Source organism: Aerococcus kribbianus (genome assembly GCF_026805545.1).
GTDB lineage: Bacteria > Bacillota > Bacilli > Lactobacillales > Aerococcaceae > Aerococcus > Aerococcus kribbianus.
This window is the reverse complement of record NZ_JAPRFR010000002.1, coordinates 68542-90164: the sequence shown is the minus strand read 5'-3', so window position 1 is coordinate 90164 and position 21623 is coordinate 68542. Positions and strand designations below refer to the sequence as shown.

General features: G+C 39.7%; 20 protein-coding genes. 16 read left to right on the top strand and 4 right to left on the bottom strand.

The features are described from left to right. Positions 1–82 precede the first annotated feature (82 nt). Positions 83–1318, bottom strand: a complete 1236-nt coding sequence (locus tag OW157_RS05400; RefSeq protein WP_268752334.1) for a peptidoglycan bridge formation glycyltransferase FemA/FemB family protein — start codon at positions 1316–1318, stop codon at positions 83–85. 246 nt (positions 1319–1564) lie between these two features. On the opposite strand from OW157_RS05400, the gene mraZ reads away from it, so the two are divergent. The 16 genes from mraZ to OW157_RS05320 all read left to right on the top strand — a co-directional run bounded on the left by mraZ (position 1565) and on the right by OW157_RS05320 (position 19291). Beyond that, the gene (mraZ, locus tag OW157_RS05395) at positions 1565–1996 is read left to right on the top strand and encodes a division/cell wall cluster transcriptional repressor MraZ (RefSeq protein ID WP_268752485.1); all 432 of its coding nucleotides are present in this window, start codon (positions 1565–1567) and stop codon (positions 1994–1996) included. Between the two features lie 23 nt (positions 1997–2019). Continuing rightward, positions 2020–2979 (top strand): 16S rRNA (cytosine(1402)-N(4))-methyltransferase RsmH, encoded by a 960-nt coding sequence (rsmH, locus tag OW157_RS05390; RefSeq protein WP_268752333.1) that lies wholly within the window; start codon positions 2020–2022, stop codon positions 2977–2979. A gap of 15 nt (positions 2980–2994) precedes the next feature. Beyond that, positions 2995–3426, top strand: coding sequence for a cell division protein FtsL (gene ftsL / locus OW157_RS05385; RefSeq protein ID WP_268752332.1), 432 nt, complete (start codon positions 2995–2997; stop codon positions 3424–3426). Next, the gene (locus tag OW157_RS05380; RefSeq protein WP_268752331.1) at positions 3423–5564 is read left to right on the top strand and encodes a penicillin-binding transpeptidase domain-containing protein; all 2142 of its coding nucleotides are present in this window, start codon (positions 3423–3425) and stop codon (positions 5562–5564) included. Before ftsL ends, OW157_RS05380 begins: the two co-directional genes overlap by 4 nt. Before the next feature lie 15 nt (positions 5565–5579). Continuing rightward, positions 5580–6527 carry a phospho-N-acetylmuramoyl-pentapeptide-transferase gene (gene mraY / locus OW157_RS05375; protein WP_268752330.1) on the top strand — a complete coding sequence of 316 codons (948 nt, stop codon included), beginning with the start codon at positions 5580–5582 and terminating at the stop codon, positions 6525–6527. Positions 6528–6542: 15 nt separating this feature from the next. Next, the gene (murD, locus tag OW157_RS05370; protein WP_268752484.1) at positions 6543–7916 is read left to right on the top strand and encodes a UDP-N-acetylmuramoyl-L-alanine--D-glutamate ligase; all 1374 of its coding nucleotides are present in this window, start codon (positions 6543–6545) and stop codon (positions 7914–7916) included. Positions 7917–7928: 12 nt separating this feature from the next. Then, positions 7929–9023: an undecaprenyldiphospho-muramoylpentapeptide beta-N-acetylglucosaminyltransferase gene (gene murG / locus OW157_RS05365; RefSeq protein ID WP_268752329.1), complete on the top strand. Its 1095-nt coding sequence runs from the start codon at positions 7929–7931 to the stop codon at positions 9021–9023. Positions 9024–9037: 14 nt separating this feature from the next. After that, positions 9038–10384, top strand: a complete 1347-nt coding sequence (locus tag OW157_RS05360) for a cell division protein FtsQ/DivIB (RefSeq protein WP_268752328.1) — start codon at positions 9038–9040, stop codon at positions 10382–10384. Between the two features lie 163 nt (positions 10385–10547). Continuing rightward, positions 10548–11933, top strand: coding sequence for a cell division protein FtsA (ftsA, locus tag OW157_RS05355; protein ID WP_268752327.1), 1386 nt, complete (start codon positions 10548–10550; stop codon positions 11931–11933). A 23-nt stretch (positions 11934–11956) separates the two neighbouring features. Continuing rightward, complete coding sequence (gene ftsZ, locus OW157_RS05350) at positions 11957–13225, top strand: cell division protein FtsZ (protein WP_268752326.1); 1269 nt, start codon at positions 11957–11959, stop codon at positions 13223–13225. A 10-nt stretch (positions 13226–13235) separates the two neighbouring features. Next, on the top strand, positions 13236–13907 hold the full coding sequence (locus OW157_RS05345) for a YggS family pyridoxal phosphate-dependent enzyme (protein ID WP_268752483.1): 672 nt from the start codon (positions 13236–13238) through the stop codon (positions 13905–13907). A gap of 2 nt (positions 13908–13909) precedes the next feature. Then, on the top strand, positions 13910–14179 hold the full coding sequence (locus tag OW157_RS05340; RefSeq protein ID WP_268752325.1) for a YggT family protein: 270 nt from the start codon (positions 13910–13912) through the stop codon (positions 14177–14179). Between the two features lie 169 nt (positions 14180–14348). Continuing rightward, the gene (locus OW157_RS05335; protein WP_268752324.1) at positions 14349–15140 is read left to right on the top strand and encodes a YlmH family RNA-binding protein; all 792 of its coding nucleotides are present in this window, start codon (positions 14349–14351) and stop codon (positions 15138–15140) included. Between the two features lie 12 nt (positions 15141–15152). Beyond that, positions 15153–15998 carry a DivIVA domain-containing protein gene (locus OW157_RS05330; RefSeq protein ID WP_268752323.1) on the top strand — a complete coding sequence of 282 codons (846 nt, stop codon included), beginning with the start codon at positions 15153–15155 and terminating at the stop codon, positions 15996–15998. Positions 15999–16292: 294 nt separating this feature from the next. Next, complete coding sequence (ileS, locus tag OW157_RS05325) at positions 16293–19076, top strand: isoleucine--tRNA ligase (protein ID WP_268752322.1); 2784 nt, start codon at positions 16293–16295, stop codon at positions 19074–19076. 2 nt (positions 19077–19078) lie between these two features. Beyond that, positions 19079–19291 carry a cold shock domain-containing protein gene (locus OW157_RS05320; protein ID WP_268752321.1) on the top strand — a complete coding sequence of 71 codons (213 nt, stop codon included), beginning with the start codon at positions 19079–19081 and terminating at the stop codon, positions 19289–19291. 159 nt (positions 19292–19450) lie between these two features. On the opposite strand, the gene OW157_RS05315 is transcribed toward OW157_RS05320, so the two are convergent. The 3 genes from OW157_RS05315 to OW157_RS05305 form a co-directional block, all read right to left on the bottom strand. Then, entirely contained in the window at positions 19451–19699 is a 249-nt protein-coding gene (locus OW157_RS05315) for a GlsB/YeaQ/YmgE family stress response membrane protein (RefSeq protein ID WP_268752320.1), read from the bottom strand. A 102-nt stretch (positions 19700–19801) separates the two neighbouring features. Continuing rightward, complete coding sequence (locus tag OW157_RS05310) at positions 19802–20947, bottom strand: toxic anion resistance protein (RefSeq protein WP_268752319.1); 1146 nt, start codon at positions 20945–20947, stop codon at positions 19802–19804. Then, positions 20937–21536, bottom strand: a complete 600-nt coding sequence (locus tag OW157_RS05305) for a 5-bromo-4-chloroindolyl phosphate hydrolysis family protein (protein ID WP_268752318.1) — start codon at positions 21534–21536, stop codon at positions 20937–20939. Before OW157_RS05305 ends, OW157_RS05310 begins: the two co-directional genes overlap by 11 nt. Positions 21537–21623: the final 87 nt, after the last annotated feature.

Here is a 21623-nt window from a genome sequence, read left to right as displayed (position 1 = left end):
CTGGTGTCATTATCCTAATCTCATTTATTATGTGAAAAACCAGCTACCACTCCCAAGAAATTGGGGTTAGTAGCTGGTTTTTTTATCTATTTAAGATTTTTTTGAAAGTTGTGTAGAGGCGGTATTTATGTGGAGCGGTAATGTAAGTAAAGGTCCCCATTTTTTCTACCGCTTGGCCGTTAAAGGCTTCTTTAAAACGTAGAACACCATCAGAACCATCAAATTCTCCAGAGATGCCGTAAAAATTAAAGAGAGGAATGTTACGACGAAGGCTTTCTTTAATCATAGCGTCTTGGATTAAATAAGGGGTATAAAGGTGTTTATATTTTTCTCTAGTACCTGAGAAGAGATAGATTGTTTCATTGGGATGGAAAATATATAGGCCACAAGCCAAAGGAATGACATCCTTTTGTTCTTCCTCTAACCAAGTTTTGGCTTCTTCTTGGCGTTTAACGAAACTCGCAATTTCACTAGATACTTCACGGTGTTGGTTATTTTTCTTCTTACTATTAGGATTTTCAGCAAGCTTGGCTTCGATCTTTTTAAGCTGGTCTTGCAGTTTGCTTTCCTGAGCAGCTAGAGAATCCAGATAGGCAGGAATATCAAGTTCAGCCAAGATAAAACGGGCATCGTCGCCATAAATGCGATAAAGCTCTTGGTAATAAGATAAATCTTTATCTGGAAAATCAAGACGTTGGCTAGTTTCAGCAGTAATCGCTTTGAACTGTTCGAGCTCATCACTAGTTAGGGCACGTAGAGAAATATGGAAATTTTTTGCTTTTTTTATGGAATAACGGCCTTCTTTTTGGTAACTTTCGGAAACATTTTCTGGGTTAAGACCGGTAAGTTTTTTGATATAAATCCAGTTGGGACTAGAAGTAGAAGCATGGCCAGGTCCAGTTTCATCGTGGCTGAAACCCAGTTCTTCCATAGCCTGGATATAGTTTTGATTTAAGGGCTCAAGAGTCCCGTCATTAAGACGTTGGGTCTGTAACAAAATTGGCGAAACTTGTAAATACAAGCCCTGGTGTTTCTTCACAAAATCAATCAAAGCTGGCATAAAAATAGCAAAGTCATTGGTATTATTGCTTAAAACTAAATCCTCTAATAAGAACTTGTAACCGATTCTGAGCTTGGTACGTGTGACTAAACAGGCAAAAGTGAGCTCTTGGTCATTTTTTAGGCCGAGATAGTAAAGCTCGTGACCATTAGCTTCTTTCAAAGCAGCCATCTCGCTTGTTTGTTGGAAGCTAGTAGGGTGGTTTTGGGCATAGCGAGCGAAATCTTCACTAGTGATTTCGGTGAATATCTTAGACATAAAGAGTCTCCTTTACTAGTAGTGTAAATATTTTATTAAGCATACAATATTTATCTCTAATTATCCAATTATAGGACTGATCAATGATTTATTAATCAATATTTTCTTTAATTTTTGTTAAGAAATTAACCCCAAAAGATATTTAGGTGACTTGGAGACTTTTTTATAAAAATTAGGGGGATTTGTGGTGAAAAGTGGGGAGATGTGGTAGACTAAGGACAGTAAAAGGAAGCTCAGGTGATGATTATGTTAATCGGTGAATTTAAACATAACATTGACGCTAAAGGGCGTCTCATCATTCCAGCTAAACTACGAGAAGATCTTGGGGAACATTTTGTGATTACTCGTGGGCTTGATGGCTGTGTTTTTGGCTATCCTTTGAATAATTGGACTATTATCCAAGAAAAATTAAAAAAATTACCCTTAGCTAAGAAGGAAGCTCGAGCTTTTACACGCTTCTTTTATTCAGCGGCTTCTGAAGTGGAATTCGATAAGCAAGGGCGAATTAATATTCCTAAAACCTTAGTTGATTATGCTGATTTGCAAAAATCATGTCAGATAGTTGGCGTTTCTGATCGCATCGAAATTTGGAGCCAAGAAAAATGGGAAACATTTGCTGATAATGTGGAAGCAAGTTTTGAAGATATTGCCGAAGACATGTTGGACTTTGGTTTCTAGAAAATTGTTAGAGGAGGCTTAGAATGACGAAGGAATTTCAACATATTTCTGTGCTCTTACAGGAATCAGTGGATGGCCTTAATATCAAAACAGATGGAATCTATGTTGACTGTACCCTAGGTGGAGCTGGCCATAGTAAGGAAATCCTTAAGCAGCTTTCCAAAGAAGGTCATCTCTATGCTTTTGATCAAGATCAGAAGGCTATTAACCATGCCGAGTCTTATCTTGCTGATGAGATTGTTGAAGGTCGAGTAACTTTAATTCATAACAATTTTCGCTCCTTAGAGGAAGAGTTAGCCAAACACCATGTGCATTCTGTGGATGGTTTTCTTTATGATTTAGGAATTTCCTCTCCTCAAGTTGACGAAACCAGTCGTGGGTTTTCTTACCACCAAGATGCGCCATTAGATATGCGGATGGATCAAAGTCAAGATTTAACTGCAGAGATTGTGGTCAATGAGTGGTCTTATGAGGACTTAGTCCGTATTTTCTTCCGTTATGGCGAAGAGAAATTTTCAAAACAGATTGCTAGGAAAATTGAAAAACGGCGGGCAGATCATCGTATTACGCGAACTGCAGAGTTGGTGGCTATTATCAAAGAAGCAATTCCTGCTCCGGCACGTCGAAAGGGCGGTCATCCTGCCAAACGGGTCTTCCAAGCGATTCGAATTGCAGTTAATGATGAGTTAACGGCTATTGAAGAGTCATTAGACCAAGCCTTAGCACTCTTGAATGAGGGTGGACGTATTTCTGCAATCTCATTCCAATCTTTAGAGGACCGTATTTTAAAACAAATGTTTAAAGCTGTTTCCACACCTAAAGAATTACCCAAAAAACTTCCGATTCCTGATGCTGATTTGCAGGCTGATTATCAGTTAATTACTAGAAAACCAATTCAAGCCTCAGAAGAAGAATTAGCCCTTAACCCTCGAGCTCAAAGTGCCAAATTACGTATTATTGAGCGTAATAACAACAGTCAATAGAAAGGACATAGAGTCATGGCTATATTTATCTTGCAAAAAGAAAAACAAGTTGCATATTATGCAATGCCTGCTCAAAAGGCTGTCCCTAATCCCGAGCGCCGTCGCAATAATAACTTATCAGATTCAAGTTTAGTGAACCCTGTTCCCAAAGCTGGCGAATCAGTTGAAACCACGACCTTTTTTACTGGGAAAGATGCCTTTGCAATTTTTTGTGCCTTTGCCTTTTTTATGCTAGCACTTGCTTTCTTAATTACTTCCCGTAATCAAGTAGTAGAATCTTCTAAGCAATTGCAAGATATTGAATATGAAATTGAACAAGTCAATGTAGAAAAAGGAAATTTAGGTCAAGAAGTTCAAGAACTCTCTCGTTATGACCGGGTAACTGACATTGCTAAAGACCGCGGATTAGAAATGAATGAAGATGCGATAAGGAACGTTGATAAATGAAAACAAAACATAAGAGCCAAAAAAACCGTAACCAATTTCTTAAACTCATGTTGGGGGTTCTTTTGGCTGTTTTTCTTGTCTTTGCCTTAAGATTAGGGCAATTAATGATATTTGGACAGGTAAACCATCAAGATCTTAGAGAAAATGCCCTAGCTTTACATGAGAGAAGTAGCACCCTGCAAGCAAAACGGGGAACCATCTATGATATCGGTGGTAATCCTATTGCTATGGATGCTACTTCTTATTCATTGCTAGCTGTTTTAACGGATCAATGGACAGATCCTGATGGCCCGGCTAACCATGTTGAAGACAAGGAAAAAACAGCAGAAGTTCTCAGTCAACACATCAATCTTTCCAAAGAAGAAATATTAGAAATCCTACAAACGCCTGACGTTAGCCAAGTGGAATTTGGTTCTGCCGGTCAAAACTTGTCTTATGCAAAAATGAAGGAAATTGAAGCTGAGAACTTGCAAGGAATTACCTTCAATGAAACACCAACTCGGCTCTATCCCAATGGAGTCTTTGCTTCTCATTTAATTGGTTATGCGAGTTTCAAGAATGCCCAAGACAATGATGAAAGTCGTTTGGCTGGGCAATTAGGTCTAGAATTAGCCAAGGATGATACACTCAAAGGTAAAAATGGAAAACAATCAGTGACCACCAACCATGACGATTACACTGTAGATGGCAACCAAGTCATTGAAGCACCAGTGGACGGTCAAGACTTATATACTAGTTTAGATTCTCGTTTACAAACGTATTTGGAAAGTTTACTCACCAATGCTTATGACCGTTACCAACCTGAAACCATGACAGCTATGTTAGTGGAACCTAATACTGGAAAAATTGTTGCCGCCAGTCAACGACCAACCTTCAATGCTCAAAGCAAGGAAGGCTTGGATGACATGTGGCAAAACCTTCTAGTAGAGCGAGCTTTTGAACCGGGTTCAACTATTAAAGTATTAACCCTAGCAGCCGCTATTGAAGAGGGTGTTTTTAATCCTAATGCTACTTACCAATCAGGAGCAATTTCTATTGGTAATCAAACCATTCGTGATTACAATAAAGTCGGTTGGGGTGTTATTTCTGAACTGGAAGGACTAGCCCATTCCTCTAACGTATTAATGGTGGAATTGGTGGGCAAGATTGGTTATGATAAATGGGAGCAATATATGTATGAATTTGGACTCCTACAAAAACCCAATTCTGGTTTCGCTAACGAAGTCACTGGTTCAATGAATTATTCATACGAATTTGAGAAGGCGTCAACTTCTTTTGGTCAAGGGATTTATGTGTCACCTTGGCAAATGATGCAGGCATTTACTGCCATAGCTAATGATGGTAAGATGATGGCGCTACAAAGCATTGATCGTTATGAAGATGAATCAGGTAATTTGGTAAGCCAAGCAGCGGAAGAAAAAGGCCAGCCCATTTCTGCAGAAACTGCGCATAAAACCTTAGAGTATCTCTCACAAGCCATGGAAATTCCTAATTCAACTACTGGAGGCTATCAGATAGATGGTCGCGATATTGCGGTGAAAACGGGTACTGCAGAAATTTATGATCCGGATGCCGGTCAGTACATGCAAGGCTCATTTGACTACTTGTTCTCAGTGGTTGGTTTTGCTCCAGTGGATGACCCACAATATATTCTCTATTTGACTATTGAGCGGCCACAGTCAAATACTTCAGATGGTAGCCAAGCAATGTTAGCGGATATTTTTATTCCGTTAATGACTCGGGCTTTAGACTATGGCGAATTAGCAACCCAATCTGGCTATGAAACTGGACAGGTGCCTGATTTAACCGGACAAAATAAAAATTCAGCCCAACAGTTACTGTCTGAGCAAGGCTTTATTGGCGGCCAAGTCTTAGGCGATGGAAATCAAATTATTGACCAGGTACCGAAGCCTGGCAGCGAATATTCTTTGGGCGCACCGGTCTATTTATTGACAGATGGTCAACAGAGTGTCCCTGATTTCACTGGTTTAGATTTAACGACCGCCAAATCCCTGGCTGATATGCTAGGAATTAACTTAGTCACTGAGGGTGATGGCTTAGTTGTGGCGCAAAGTGTGTCTGCTGGCAGTTCACTCGAGACTGGTGACGAAGTTGTAGTGCAATTACAAGAATCTTAATTTTGGGAGTGAATTATGTTATTAGCTTTTATTATTTCCTTACTATTAACACTACTAATTATGCCGTTTTTTATTCGCTTTATGCGGCAAAAGCAATTTGGACAGGTAACTAGAGAGGAAGGGCCCGCTTGGCACCAAGCCAAGTCTGGTACCCCAACCATGGGGGGCGTGGTCTTTATCTTCGCAATCTGTCTGTCCTTACTATTAACCATGTTATTTAACCAAAAATCTTTGGCATATTTGTGGGTTATCATGCTAGCCTTGGTTTTCTTTGCTGGGATTGGCTATTTAGATGATTTCTTGAAAATTTTTAAACAACAAAATGAAGGCTTATCGTCTAAACAAAAATTTTTATTGCAACTACTAGGATCTGCCTTGATGCTGGTTTTATTCAATGTTTTTGATTTGCAAGTACATTTGCCCTTACCTTTTATAGGAGAGTTGCAACAACCTTTGATTTTACTGGTATTTCTCTTGATTTGGATGACTGGTTTTTCAAATGCCTTTAACCTAACTGATGGCTTAGATGGTCTTTCTTCAGGCTGTGGAATTATTAGTTTTCTGACTTTTGCTGTTTTGGCTTGGCGAGAAGGGCAGGTCGCTATTACAATCGCTTGTTTGGCTATTGTGGGTGGTTTAATCGGCTTTATTGCTTTTAATGTCAAACCCGCTAAAATTTTTATGGGGGATGCTGGATCACTAGCTCTAGGCGCTGTCTTGGCAGTGATTTCCGTCTTGCTCAATAATCCATGGTCCCTTTTATTAGTTGGTTTGATTTATATTATTGAGACCCTGTCAGTGATGATTCAGGTGACGTCCTATAAATTAACCAAGCGGCGTGTCTTCTTGATGAGCCCAATTCATCATCATTTTGAAATGAAGGGATGGTCAGAATGGAAAGTTGACATTGTTTTCTGGACCGTACAATTATTAGCATCATTGTTGGCGTTACTAGTATTTTAAGGGGTTGTAATTATGATGAAATTTGCCGATGACATTAAAAATAAAAAGGTCCTAGTCCTAGGGTTGGCTAAGACGGGGATGAGTGTTGCCAGACATCTCACCCAATTAGGGGCCTTAGTGACTGTGAATGACCAAGCACCGCTTGAAGAAAATCCGCAAGCCCAATCCTTAATAGAAGAGAATATTCGGGTTGTCTCGGGTGGTCATCCTGTGTCCTTGTTAGAGGAAGATTTTGTCTTAATAGTTAAGAACCCAGGAATTCCTTATTCTAATCCCTTAATACAGGCCGCCATGGCTAAAGGGTTGAGTGTTATTACTGATATCGAATGTGCTTATCGTTTAACTGCTGGAGAGATTATCGGAATTACGGGTTCAAATGGAAAGACGACAACTAGTCAACTCACTTATAATATTTTGAGTCAAGCCAAGCAAGATAAGGGAAATGTTTATCTAGCCGGAAATATTGGTGTGCCCAGTTTAGATGTGGCGATGACTGCTGAAACTAACGATCGCATAGTATTGGAGTTATCTAGTTTCCAATTACAAGGGAGTCAAGATTTCCGCCCCCATATTGCTGCAATTACTAATATCTATCCTTCCCATTTAGACTATCATGGGTCTTTGGCGGCTTATAAGGCAGCCAAATGGCGGATTACAGCTAACCAAGAAGCAGAGGATTACTTGATTTTAAATGCAGATCAAGAGCAATGGTCAGGAGAATCTTACCATACGAAGGCGGCAATTATTCCGTTTTCCCTAGAGCAAAAACTCGACCAAGGAGCTTGGTATAATCGCCAAGAAAAAGCCTTGATGTGGCAAGATGAGAAAGTGGCTGATCGTGAACTTTTTCCTTTGCCAGGCAATCATAATGTGGCTAATGCCTTAGTTGCTGTGGCTATTGCTAAGTTATATGCTGTCGATAATGCTAGTATTCAAAAGGCTTTAGCAAATTTCTATGGTGTTAGTCATCGTCTGCAATTTGTACAGGACTATCAAGGACGGGCATTCTTTAATGACTCTAAGGCAACCAACAATGAAGCTACTATCACTGCGCTTAAGAGTTTTACTAGTCCAGTGATTTGGTTAGCTGGTGGTCTTGACCGTGGTAACAGTGTTGAGGCCTTGGCCCCTTATCTCAAACATGTTAAAGGGATGATTGTATTTGGTGAATCCAAGGAAAAATTAATTGACTTAGCAGAGAAATTAGCTATTCCTGTTTTTGGACAAGCAGAAGAAATGACTCATATTGTGGACTTAGCCTATGCTCATTCTCAAGAAGGCGATACAATTCTTTTGTCACCAGCTAATGCCTCCTGGGACCAATACAATAGTTTTGAAGAACGTGGCGATTGTTTTATCCAAGCAGTACAGGAGTTAATACACAAATAAAGGAGCAGCGATATGCGTGTACTATTATCAGGCGGGGGAACAGGAGGTCATATTTATCCAGCCCTAGCTTTGCAAAAAGAATTGAAAAATAAATACCCTGATGCTGAATTTCTCTATGTTGGCACCAAAAAAGGTTTAGAAGCAGAATTGATTCCTAAAACCGGGATTCCTTTTGAAACGGTGGACATCCAGGGACTTAGACGGTCTATTTCATTGGATAACGTCAAAACAGTATGGTTAATGCTTAGCGCCGTGCGTCGGGCTAAACAATTAATTAAAGATTTTAAGCCTGACGTTGTTGTCGGAACAGGAGGCTATGTTTGTGCCCCAGTTCTATATGCAGCCAGTCGCTTAAATGTTCCTACTATAATTCATGAACAAAATTCGGTAGCGGGGATTTCTAATAAGTTCTTGAGTCGTTATGTCGATAAAATTGCTATTGCCTTTGAGCGTGTACGGAAGGATTTTGCCAAGTATCCGGAAAAAATCGTGGTTACTGGTAATCCTCGTGCCCAAGAAGTGGCCAATATTTCAGAAAAAGCTGACTTGACGGCATATGGCTTAAAAAATGGGCGACCAACCGTTTTAATTTTTGGCGGAAGTCGTGGTGCTTTGAAAATTAATGAGGCCTTGGCTGCAATCATTCCACAGCTGGAGCAACGAGATTATCAAGTTCTAGTAGCATCTGGTGCGGTGTATTACGAAGAATTTGCTCAGAAATTTGCTGATTTTAACCAGTGGGATAATATTAAAGTACAAGCTTATATCGATAATATGCCAGAATTATTTAATACTATTGATTTGGTGGTTTGTCGTTCAGGGGCAACTACCCTAACAGAATTAACAGCACTAGGAACGCCTAGTATTTTAATTCCTAGCCCTAATGTCACTGAAAATCATCAAGAATATAACGCTCGCTCCTTAGTTGAGGTCGATGGGGCGGAAATGCTATTAGAAGCGGAGCTCACACCTGACAGGCTGTTACAAGCTATTGATCAACTGATGGGCGATGATGATAGGCGTCGGATAATGAGTCAAAATGCTCAGTCAGTAGGTTATCCTAATGCTACCGACCTATTAATTGCCGCAATTGAATCCATTATTTAGAAAAGAGGGAAGCCATGGATTGGGATAAGTACCAGTCATCCGAAGAAGAATCAACTGCTAACCAAGATAGGGTTGATCGTGTCGATCCCAATGCTAAGCAGTCTGATGGTGAGGGCATGGAGACTAGTCAGTCAAGCAAGGTTTTACGTCCTAGTCAGAAGCGACGTTTGGCTGCTAAAAAGCAGTCGAACCCAGTCGAGCTTGCTAATGATGATGAAACCGAGCAGAATCATTCTGCGGACTTTGATCACGATAAGAATAGCGATTGGCTTTCAGCACGAGCAAGTGATGATGAAAAGTTCACCAGTAAATTGACTAAATTTCTTCCTCGTCGGTCTGCTCCTAATGGGCAGAAAGCGAAAACAGAAAAGCCTCGGCATTCTGTTAATGGCATAGCTACTTTATCTGCTCGACAATGGGGAATTTTAGCCTTGCCTCTTATCTTGATGCTTTTTTCTCTTTATTTACTTAGTCCATGGCACCACCTAGGTGACATTCAAGTACAGAATCAAGAAGTATTAGAAGCAGATGAAATTATTAATACAGCTGGTTTAAATCAAAGGATGACGACTTGGTATCTGAAAGCCAACCGTAGTGATATTGAGAACTATACGATTGACACTATGCCTCGTCTTAAGACCTTATCTATCCACCAAGAAGGGTGGAATGATGTAAAACTAGTCGTGGAAGAGTTTCGTCAATTAGCTTATGTGCAAATTGAAGATTTCTACTACCCACTTTTAGAAAATGAAATGATTATCAAGGATGAATTGTCGCAATTGCCTAATGATCGTCCCTTGCTTGTGGGCTTTGATGATCAAGAAATTGCTGAAATGAGTAAACAATTGGCGGCTCTACCTGATGATGTTTTAGCGCAAATCGCCAGCATCCACGCCCAAGATCAGGGGAATAATGAATTAACTGTCGCTTTAAAAATGCGAGATGGCAATATTGTCCTTGGTTTGTTAAATTCTTTTGCCAGCAAGTTGCAATATTATGATTCAATTACTAAACAGTTAGATGGTCAAACCGGATTGCTAGATATGCAAGTCGGAGTTTTCTATCAAGAATTGACCCCAGCAAATAATCCTTTTGCTACAGACGATGAAAAGGCTGAATACGAAGCTGCTAATCCATCAACAGAAGATGAGGTCGGGGAAGAAAGCAGAGACCTAGCTGGCAACAGTGACCAAGAAGAGACCACAAACAATCCTTCTGATAGTCAAAATAATGCTAATGATGGTAGTGCTAATGACTCTAATGATAGTGAGGGCAGTGAAAGCAGTGCCAATTCTAACCAAGTTAGCTCGTCTGATCCGGCAGTAACTAGTGAGCAAGTCAATCAAAACGGCGAAAATTAAGGTCTCTTGAGTTTCTAAAACCTCTAACTAATGCTATGATTAGTTTAGAGGTTTTTTAAATGTTATATTTGGGCAAATACACTTTGGTAAACAAGTGGACTTATGTTAAAATAATTACGATATAGACTAAAAATTTAAAATGGAAATAGGAGGTTTCAATAACATGGTTCAACCAGAAATTTATGTTAGTTTAGATATTGGAACCACTTCAATAAAAGTTGTCGTCGCAGAATATATGAACCAACAATTAAATGTTATTGGAGTAGGTAGTGAAAAGTCAGAAGGTTTGAGCCGTGGTGTTATCGTTGATATTGATAAAACAGTAGCAGCTATTCAAAAGGCAATTAAACAAGCCGAACAAAAATCAAACCAAGAAATTTCCCAAGTTATTGTGGGGGTCCCAAGTAATCAAGTCAATATTGAACCTTGTTATGGAATGATTGCTGTTGCCAGTGAAAATCGCGAGATCACGGACACAGATATTGCTAATGTCTTTCAAGCAGCTAAAGTAAGAGCCGTACCACCGGAACGAGAAATCATTTCTGTGATTCCTGAAGAATTTATCGTTGACGGATTTGATGGCATTAAAGACCCGCGTGGAATGATTGGTGTTCGTTTAGAACTTTATGCTGATTTGGTGACTGGCCCTAAAACCTTGATTCATAACATTAAGCGTTGCGTCAATAAGGCTGGTCTGGACATCTCTGAATTTGTTGTCCAACCTTATGCTAATGCCTATGCTGCTCTTAGTCAGAGTGAACGCGAATTTGGTACTATTCTGATTGATATGGGTGGAGGACAAACCTCTGTTTCAGTTTTCCATGATAACCTACTTAAATTTTCTTATGTAGACCATGAAGGTGGCGAATATGTAACCAAAGATATTTCCACTATACTGAACACAACAATAGATAACGCTGAACGGATTAAACGTGAATTTGGTTACGCTTTACCCGCAGATACCAGTGAGAGTGAACTATTCCCAGTTGAGACCATTGGTAAACGTGAACCAGTACGGATTGACGAACATTATTTGTCTGAAATCATTGAAGCTCGCTTACGGCAAATTTTTGAAACCATTAAGCATCCGCTTGATCAAATCGAAGCCTTTGCCTTACCAGGTGGAGTGGTCATTACGGGTGGAGCAGCTACCTTACCTGGCGCCTTAGACTTGGCTGAAGAAGTCCTAGGTGTTGAAGTGAGAGCTTATGTTCCTGACTATGTTGGTTTGCGTAATCCGGTTTATACGACAGCGGTTGGTCTAATTGAATACGGTGCACGTTTAGATGATATTCACCATGTGGCCCAAAAATATGACCAAAATACGCAAACAAGTCACCATAAGGAAAAAACTAGTCAAATGCGGTCTATTGCTAGTGAGCCTAACCAAGAGTTAAGCCAAGCAGGTTTTGACGAACCTGCACCTACTCAGTCGCTTAGTCCTCATCATACGGAAGATCATTCATCCGTTGCACCTGTTAAGGAAGAAGGAGCAGATGAAGGACTATTACAAAAAGCCAAAGACTTTTTTGACGAACTATTTAGCTAAATAAAGATTCAGGAGGATTAAACATGGAATTCGAATTTGATAATCAATTAATTGACGAGAATAACGCCAATATCAAGGTAGTCGGTGTTGGTGGTGGGGGTAACAATGCCGTTAACCGTATGATTGAGGAAAACGTTGGCGGTGTAGAGTTTATTGTCGCTAATACTGATACACAAGCGTTAAAAAATTCAAACGCAGATGTTAAAATTCAATTAGGCCCTAAATCGACTCGTGGCTTAGGTGCAGGTGCGCAACCAGAAGTTGGTAAAAAAGCCGCCGAAGAAAGTGAAGATCAAATCAAGGAAGCATTAGAAGGTGCTGACCTTATCTTTATTACAGCTGGTATGGGTGGGGGAACTGGTACCGGAGCGGCACCTATTGTTGCTCGCATTGCCAAGGAAGAAATTGGTGCCTTAACTGTTGGTGTTGTCACTCGTCCATTTACCTTTGAAGGTCCTAAACGTGGGCGTTCAGCTGCAGAAGGTATTGCTGAAATGAAGCAACACGTGGATACTTTAGTAACCATTTCTAACAACCGATTAATGGAAATTGTTGATAAGAAGACACCAATTCGTGAAGCCTTTGGTGAAGCAGACAATGTTTTACGTCAAGGGGTACAAGGTATTTCTGACCTTATTACTGCACCCGGTTACGTTAACTTGGACTTTGCCGATGTTCGTACAGTAATGGAAAACCAAGGGACTGCTTTAATGGGTATTGGTATGTCTAGTGGTGAAAACCGGACAGCTGATGCGACCAAGAAGGCTATTTCTTCTCCATTATTGGAAGTTTCTATTGATGGTGCCGAACAAATTCTATTGAACATTACTGGTGGCGAAGATATGACCTTATTTGAAGCCCAAGATGCTGCTGATATTGTAGCTGCGGCTTCCTCTTCCGAAGTGAATATCATCTTCGGTACAACAATCAATAACTCATTAGAAGATGAGGTTGTTGTTACTGTAATCGCAACTGGTATTGATACTGAAAAGCGTCGTGAAGAAAAGAAAGCTGCTCGTAACGGGGGTCATTCTGCCTTCTCAGCTAATAATGCTCGTCGCGAAATTTCTAATCGTCCTGAAAAATTCGAAGAAAAACAAACTGCACCACGACAAAGTAATGAAGGACGCGATATGTTTGATGACTGGGATGGATCACGGGATCGTGAACGTCAACAAAGTTTCAATAATCGCCCAAGTAATAACTACAGTGATAATCATTCTTATGACAATGACATCAATGATGACGATGAATTAGATACCCCTCCATTCTTTAGAAAGCGTCGTCGTTAATATGACGCCAATGGAGAGAGTGGCTGCTATCCAGGACCGGATTGATCAGGCACGGCAAAAATCAGCGGGACAGTCTTTTCGACATGTCACGCTGATTTGCGTTTCTAAGTACCATAGTGTTCAAGAAACTCGAGAGCTTTATCATTGTGGTATTCGTCACTTTGCAGAAAACCGTCCTGAATCTTTATTGGAGAAGCAAGCCAACTTGCCAGATGATATTGTCTGGCACTATATTGGGAACTTACAAAGTCGAAAGGTCAAATCGGTGGTTAATCGTATTAGCTATTACCATGCCCTTGACCGCTTGAAAATTGCCAAGGAAATCCAAAAGCATGCCCAGGCTCAAGTTAAGTGTTTTATTCAAGTTAATGTGTCTGGAGAAGCAAGTAAACATGGTTTAGCTCCCAGTCAATTGCTTGACTTTGTTGAGTCACTCACTGATTATGATCACATTGAAGTAGTAGGATTAATGACGATGGCCCCTAGTCAAGCTAATGCCGAAGAATGTATGACCTACTTTAGTCGTTTAGCGCAGCTTAGGGACCGAGTCGTTCAATTAGGCCTCGCTAATTCTCCATGTAAAGAATTATCAATGGGAATGAGTCGCGACTTTGAAATGGCAGTAGCAGCAGGGGCAAGCTATGTTCGTTTAGGTTCTATTATGTTTCAACCACAAGATTGATTGTGAAAGGAAGAATTACTATTTATTCTATTGTTGGTCTCTTACAACGTTTAATCTATTACTATACCCTAGTTTTAGTGGTTTATGCCCTAATGTCATGGTTTCCACAAGCACGCGAATCTAAATTGGGTCAAATCGTAGCACGCCTAGCTGAACCTTATCTCAGTATTTTTGATGCGATTATTCCCTCAATAGGTGGTGTAAGCTTTAATGTCATTATTGGTATTTTAGTATTGAATTTAGCTTCTCGGGGCTTATTAGTTTTCTTATAAATTAATTATTAGTGAGAGAGGCTGGGGAAAGTCCCAGCCTCTTTGTGATATACAACTATTTATCTCTTAGTTGAGATCGCAATTGTAGGGTCGGCTTGTCTTTAAGTTTGGGTCTTAGAGTGGTTTCTTGTATAATAAAACTACTATTGATTAGAAAGTAGTGGCAATTGTGGCTTCAGACCAAGTGTTACAACATTTTCATCCTAGTGAACAAGAATTTATCGATAAGGTTTTAGATTGGCAAGATCAAGTGACTAGTACTTATGCACCGGTTTTAACTCCTTTCTTGAATCCTCGTCAACGAATAGTTTTGAGTCAAATTTTAGGCAAATCAGATGATTTTTATTATGTCTTTTGGGGAGGATATCCTGAAGCAGAAAACCAGCGCTGTCTTATAGCTCCCAACTATTTTACTTGGCAGTATGATGATTTTTCCTTGTTAGCTATTGAAATTGACTATCCTAGAAAGTTTCATCATTTGGAGCACCGGCAGATATTAGGCGCAATTCTCAAATCTGGGATCAAACGTAATCGCTTGGGCGATATCATTAATCATGATGAGGTATGGCAGTTTTTTGTTGATGAAACAATTGCAGATTACCTTAGTATGGAAGTTAAACGGATTGGTCGTAGTCCGGTAAGTTTTGATTGCTTGACTAATGCCGAACAAATTATTTCGGCCCAGTCGGATTGGACAGTACGAGAGGCCCTAGTTAGTTCCTTGCGTTTGGATGCTGTAATTAGCGAGGCTTGGCATATTTCTCGGGCTAAGGCTAAAAATTTGATTACAGCGGGAGCAGTAAAAATTAACTGGTTGCTTACTGAATCAGCTAATAATGATATCCACTTGGGTGATATTATTTCGGTTAGAGGCTATGGACGCTTACGTCTTGATGACATAGGTCAAGTGACGCGTAAAGGTAAGCAACGTATTCAATTAGGAATTATTGCTAATAAATAAGGAGGTCAGCAAATGAAAGCAAATGATGTAAAAAATAAAAACTTCAAAAAGAAAGTGTCGGGTTACGAACGTCAAGCAGTGGATGACTTTTTAAAAGATGTCGCCCGGACTATGGATAACCTGGAAACGGACAACCAACGTTTACAACAAGAACTCTATGAACGGAATGCTGAATTAGATGAATTTCACAAAAAATCAGAAACCCTGAATCGTTCCATTGTTGTGGCTCAAGAAGCAGCAGATCGCTTGCGTAATGCTGCTTTGGATGAGGCTGAAATGATTGTCAAGCAAGCTGAAGAAACAGCCCAAGATATCCTCACCCAAGCCGCACAAAATGCAAGCGAGGTCAACCGAGAAAGCAATCAACTTCAAGAAGCAGCCCGCATGTATTTGCACCAAAGTTTAGGTATGGCAATTCAAGCCAAGGAGATGTTTGAGAACCCTCGTTGGGCTGAATACTTTGATCAAGATCCAAGTAGCCAAGTCGAGACACCGGTCTTGGATAATATCTTAGCTGACTTAGACTTACCTGTGAGAAACCATCAAGGACAAGATATTTTAGCTAACCAAGAAAAAGTGGTTGAGAAAGAACAAGAAAAAGAAGCGTTCTTTAACAATGATAAACCGGCTGTCTTATCTGAAGAAGCCCAACGTATCTTACAATCTCAAGGTGAGGAAGCCCTATATCCTGAAGCCAAAGCACCAAATGAAGAGGAAGCTGCTAAAATGAGTCAAACTTCTACTGATGTAGAAAAGATTGACGAGGAAACTGACGACGAAGCAGTTGAACTGGAAGCAGCAACTGAACAAAGCAAAGATGATCAAGGTGAAGAGTTTGATAAAAGTGATTCCGAGTAGAAATTTCGAGGTTGAATCTTGCCAAAATTTTGCTTTTATTGTAAGATAATTTTAGTTTATAAGTTTCATGAAGAATGGACTACAATAATCTTTGCCTAGTTTTTAGAGAATCTCCCCTAGAGCTGAAAGGGAGTAAGCCAAGAAAGGTTATTATCAGCCAGGAGTGACCGAAGCTATCGGCGTATGCCGCGTTAAGGCGATGAGATGTAGCCTATAGTGCTATAAATTTGGGTGGTACCACGATGACCTCGTCCCTTGGGATGAGGTCTTTTTTGTATAAAGGAGATGGAAGCAATGAAGATGAAAGAGACATTAAATCTTGGAAAAACAAAATTCCCTATGCGTGGGAATTTAGCAGTTAAAGAAGTGGAACGACAAAAAGAATGGGAAGAAGCTGGTGTTTACTGGCAACGACAAGAAAAGAATAAAGATAAAACCCCATTTATTTTGCACGATGGTCCCCCATATGCTAACGGAAATATCCATATCGGACACGCCATGAATAAGATTACCAAGGACATTATTGTACGGGAAAAATCAATGACTGGTTATCGGGCACCCTATGTTCCAGGTTGGGATACTCATGGCTTGCCTATTGAACAAGCTCTAACTAATGAAGGTGTAGACCGTAAGTCGATGACGGTGGCAGAATTTCGGCGTTTATGCGAAGAGTATGCTTGGAAACAAATTGAAGGACAACGTGAGGATTTCAAACGTCTAGGAGTAGCAGGAGACTGGGAAAACCCATATGTAACATTGGACCCAGAATATGAGGCGCAACAAGTCCGCTTATTTGGAGATATGTTTGCCAAGGGACTAATTTATAAAGGCCTTAAACCTGTTTACTGGTCACCATCTTCAGAATCAACTCTGGCAGAAGCTGAAGTTGAGTATAAAGATGTGGAATCTTATAGCATTTATATTACCTTTGACTTGAAGGATAGTAAGGGTAAAATTCCTGAAGACACTAAATTAGTGATATGGACCACCACACCTTGGACTCTACCGGCTAATACTGCTGTTGCAGTGCATCCTAATTTTGACTATCAGGTGGTATTAGTGGCTGGCCAACATTATTTAGTGGCTGCTGAGTTATTAGAAGCAGTGAGTCAAGAACTTGCTTGGGAAGACGTTGAAGTGGTTTCTACTGTCAAAGGGCAAGAACTTGAATACTTAGTGGCAGAACACCCATTCTATGATCGTGAGTCACTATTAATTCTAGGTGAACACGTGACGGCTGATTCTGGTACTGGTTTAGTTCATACTGCGGGTGGTCACGGGGAAGATGACTATTATGCTGCCAAAGCTTACAATTTAGACATTCTTAGTCCTGTTGATGGTCAAGGTAAATTTACTAGTGAAGCTCCAGGCTTAGAAGGCAAGTTCTATGCTGATGCCAATGCTGAGATCGTAGAATTATTAGCGAATAAGGGTGCTTTGCTAAAAGAAAGCAAATTTATTCACTCTTATCCTCATGATTGGCGAACAAAAAAACCAGTTATTTATCGCGCCACGCCGCAATGGTTCTGTTCAGTTGATCAAATTAAGGAACGAACCTTATCAGCTATTGAGCATGATGTGAATTGGATACATCCTTCTGGCCAACGTCGTATCTATAACATGATTGAAGGGCGTGGAGATTGGGTAATTTCTCGTCAACGTGCATGGGGTGTACCTTTACCAATTTTCTACGCTGAAGATGGTAGTGAAATCTGTACACCGGAAACCATTGCTCATGTGGCTAATTTATTTGCTGAGTTTGGTTCGAATGTTTGGTTTGAAAGAGAAGCCAAAGATCTACTTCCTACAGGTTTTACTCATCCTGGCTCTCCTAATGGTGAATTCACTAAGGAGAAGGATATAATGGATGTTTGGTTTGACTCTGGTTCCTCTCACCACGGTGTCTTACGTGCCCGGGAAGAATTACAATTCCCAGCTGATATGTACTTAGAGGGTTCTGACCAATACCGTGGTTGGTTTAACTCAAGCTTATTGACATCAATTGCCGTTAATGATCAAGCGCCATATAAATCTGTTTTATCACAAGGCTTTGTTAACGATGGTGAAGGACGTAAGATGTCTAAATCAATCGGTAATACGGTTTCGCCAAATGATGTAGTCGGTCAACGAGGTGCAGATATTCTTCGTTTATGGGTGGCTTCTGTGGATTCATATTATGATGTGAGAATTTCTGATGAAATTTTAGGTCAAGTGGCCGAGTCTTATCGGCGAATTCGTAACACTATACGCTTTATGTTAGGTAATATTGCTGATTTTGATTCAGCAGCCAATTATGTGCCATATGAAGATTTGGATCCTATTGATCAATTTATGTTGAATCAATTGAATGAAGTCGTGAAAGAAGTCCGTTCTGCCTATGATCGTTATGACTTCATGGGTGTAAGTCAAACAATTTTGAACTTCCTCACCTTACAAATGTCTAACTTCTATATGGATTATTCTAAGGATGTTACCTATATTGAGTTGGCAGATGATCCTAAGCGGCGTAACATGCAGACAGTAATGTATGAAGTAGTCCGTAAACTAACAATCTTATTAACGCCAATTATCCCACATACCACTGAAGAAATTTGGTCTTATTTGGATGAAGAAGAGGATTATGTACAATTAGCTGATTTTCCAGAAGTTGAAAGCTATAGCAACCACGACCAACTCAACGAATTGTGGCCAGCTTTCTTAACTTTCCGTGATAATGTTAATAAATCCTTGGAAGCAGCTCGCGAAGACAAACGTATTGGTAAATCCTTACAAGCTAAACTTGTTATTTATGCTGATGACCATACGCAATCTTTACTAGCTGATATTGGTGAAAACTTAGCTACTTATTTAATTGTATCCCAAGTAGAAATTAAAGATTTAGACCAAGCGCCGGAAAAAGTAGATAATTACGACCACTATGCCTTAGTAGTACAAACTGCTGAAGGCCAAGAGTGTCAACGGTGTCGGGCTTATCGTCCAGAAGTGGGTACAATTGAAGAAGCACCACAATTATGTCAACGATGTGCAAATATTGTAATCAATCATTTCCCAGAAGCCTTAGCAGAAAATGAGGAATAGTTATGTCACATTATTATGGTCTAGTAAAAATATTCGATAGCGAAAAAGGCTTTGGTTTTATTGAACTACCAGATTTTCCAGAGGAAGGTGACTTATTTGTTCATGTCTCTGCGCTATCAGGCGATTTGACAGAATTATTTCCAGAACAAGAAGTAGTATTCGATATTGCTGAAGGAAAGAATGGCCCTCAAGCTGTTAATGTTTCTTTGCAATAAGTAATCTAATCTTTTAATAATCATAAAATGTTTCTGGCATACTTAAGCCCCGTAGATTGGCCAATATTTGGTCTGATCTACGGGGCTTCTCTCATATAAAAAAGGGTGTGCCAGTCATCTTTGAGACGCTGACACACCCTGTAAAATTATTTGTAAAAATTATTTGGCTAAAGTTTTAGCAATCCATGAGAAAATTACGATAACTAAAATTGCCCCAATAAGAGTAGGAATAATAACCATTCCACCAACACTAGGACCAAGATCAGCAACAAATGGTAAGGAGTTACCCAACCAAGAACCTACTAATCCTGCAACGATATTACCAATAATACCACCGGGAACGTCGCGGCCTAGAATAGCTCCAGCTAACCAACCGATGACACCACCAACAATTAATGACCAAATCATAATATTGCCTCCATTTCATTTTTGATTATTAGTTATTTAACATAACGTCTAAACATAGTATAAAACATTTGATTGATATTTACGAATAATATGACTTATTTTTTACTGATTCAATAATTTTTCTTTGAGTTGTTTTTCCATTTCAAGCATCGATTTTTCTGCTTCGGCTCGTTTCATCCGCCCCTCTTGTTGAATGTTAAGACTTTCTTCAATAGTATGGAGGAGTCGTTCTTGGCTATGTTCTAAGCTTTCAATATCAACGATACCGCGTTCACTTTGACGTGCCGTTTCAAGGGTCGATTGTTCTAACATATCAGCATTTTGTCTTAGTAGTTGGTTAGTTGTATTATTTACTGCTTGTTGAGCTTCCAAAGCATCCTTTTGTCGGAAGAGTGAAAGTTGGATAGCAATCTGGTTTTTCCATAAGGGAATAGCTGTATTCACTGAGGCTTGGATTTTTTCTGCTAAATTTTGGTTAGTGTTTTGAATCAAACGAATTTGTGGTGCCTGTTGAATAGTAATTTGCCGTGATAATTGGAGATCATAAATACGTTTCTCTAAACGATTGGCAAATTCCTCTAAATCAGCCATTTCTTGAATAGCCATTTGACTTTTTCCTTGGTCGAGTTGTTGGCGCATTTCTGGTAGAACTTGTTTTTGAATTTCCTCTAATTTCAATTGCGCTCCAGCAATAAAAACATTTAAGGCTTCAAAGTATTGATAATTTTCTTGGTAGAGGTGTTCTAGCTTTTGATTATCGTTTAATAGTGTATTTTTTTGCTGATTTAAGGCTTCACCAATGCGATCAATTTGATAACCAATATCTTGATATTTAGCGTTAAGCTCATAAACCGTAGCTCTTTGTTGCTTAAACCAACGGATGATACGATTGTCTTTGTTATTGCTGGCTAATTCTTTAGGGTCGGACTTATCTAAGCGGGTCATCAACTCGCGCAAATTGTCACCAATTTCGCCTAAGTCTTTGCTTTTTACTTCGGAAATCATCTCATGACTAAAGTGGCTGAGTTGCTTTTGAGCCTGGCTTCCATAACTTACGATGGCATCTTGATTGTTTTGATCGATTTGCTTGGCTAGAGCTTGAGCTTGTTTTTGCCGTTTTTCGCTGAGACCTTGATAAAGGCTTTCTTGGGGCTTATCATTATCTGCTAGATCTAACGGATTATTAGTCTCGATAAAGGGTTGAGCTAACAAGTCATCAATTAATTCTTTATTATCTTCATTGGTCATTTTGACTTTCCTTTCTATTAAAATAATTATAAGCCTCAGCGATGTCACTGAGGTATTGGTTGATTCTTTGCTTACTTTGTCGTTTAGCAATGACGCAATCATAATAACTCATAGTTTTAGAGTCTATTTGGTGGTAGTGGATCAGTTCTGCTCGAAGGTCAGGTAAGTCCTTGTAAATGTAGGTTGAAGCATCACTTAAGCGTTCAGGTTGCTGAATTAAAGCTTGGCAAAAATTTTGGAGTAGAGCGATACCATTGTGACGACTAAAGAGCATTTTTAAGTGACGGTCTTGGTTGACTTCAGTCATGATTTGATGGATTGACTGAGTTGTTTTTTGCATTTCTTGTCTAAAAAAGTTTATATCATGATCTGATAAGCCATGCGACCGATAGTGGGTCAATTTGTTATTATCAAGAGTTGGCTTTTGTGCTAAACTATCTTTTTGCCTATAAAAATAGTAAAATAAGGCTAGTGTAAAACCGCTAATGGCAAGAACCATTCCTATGAGAGACTCTTGGTGAACGGCCCCCAAAAAGGCCAATCCTGCAATGATGCCCACTCCAATAATCAAGGGATTTTGCTTCATCATCCTACCACCTACTTTCTATAATATCAGTTTAGCAAGGTGAGTTAGAAGATGAATCGGACTTAGGAATGATTTAATTGGAGTGATGAT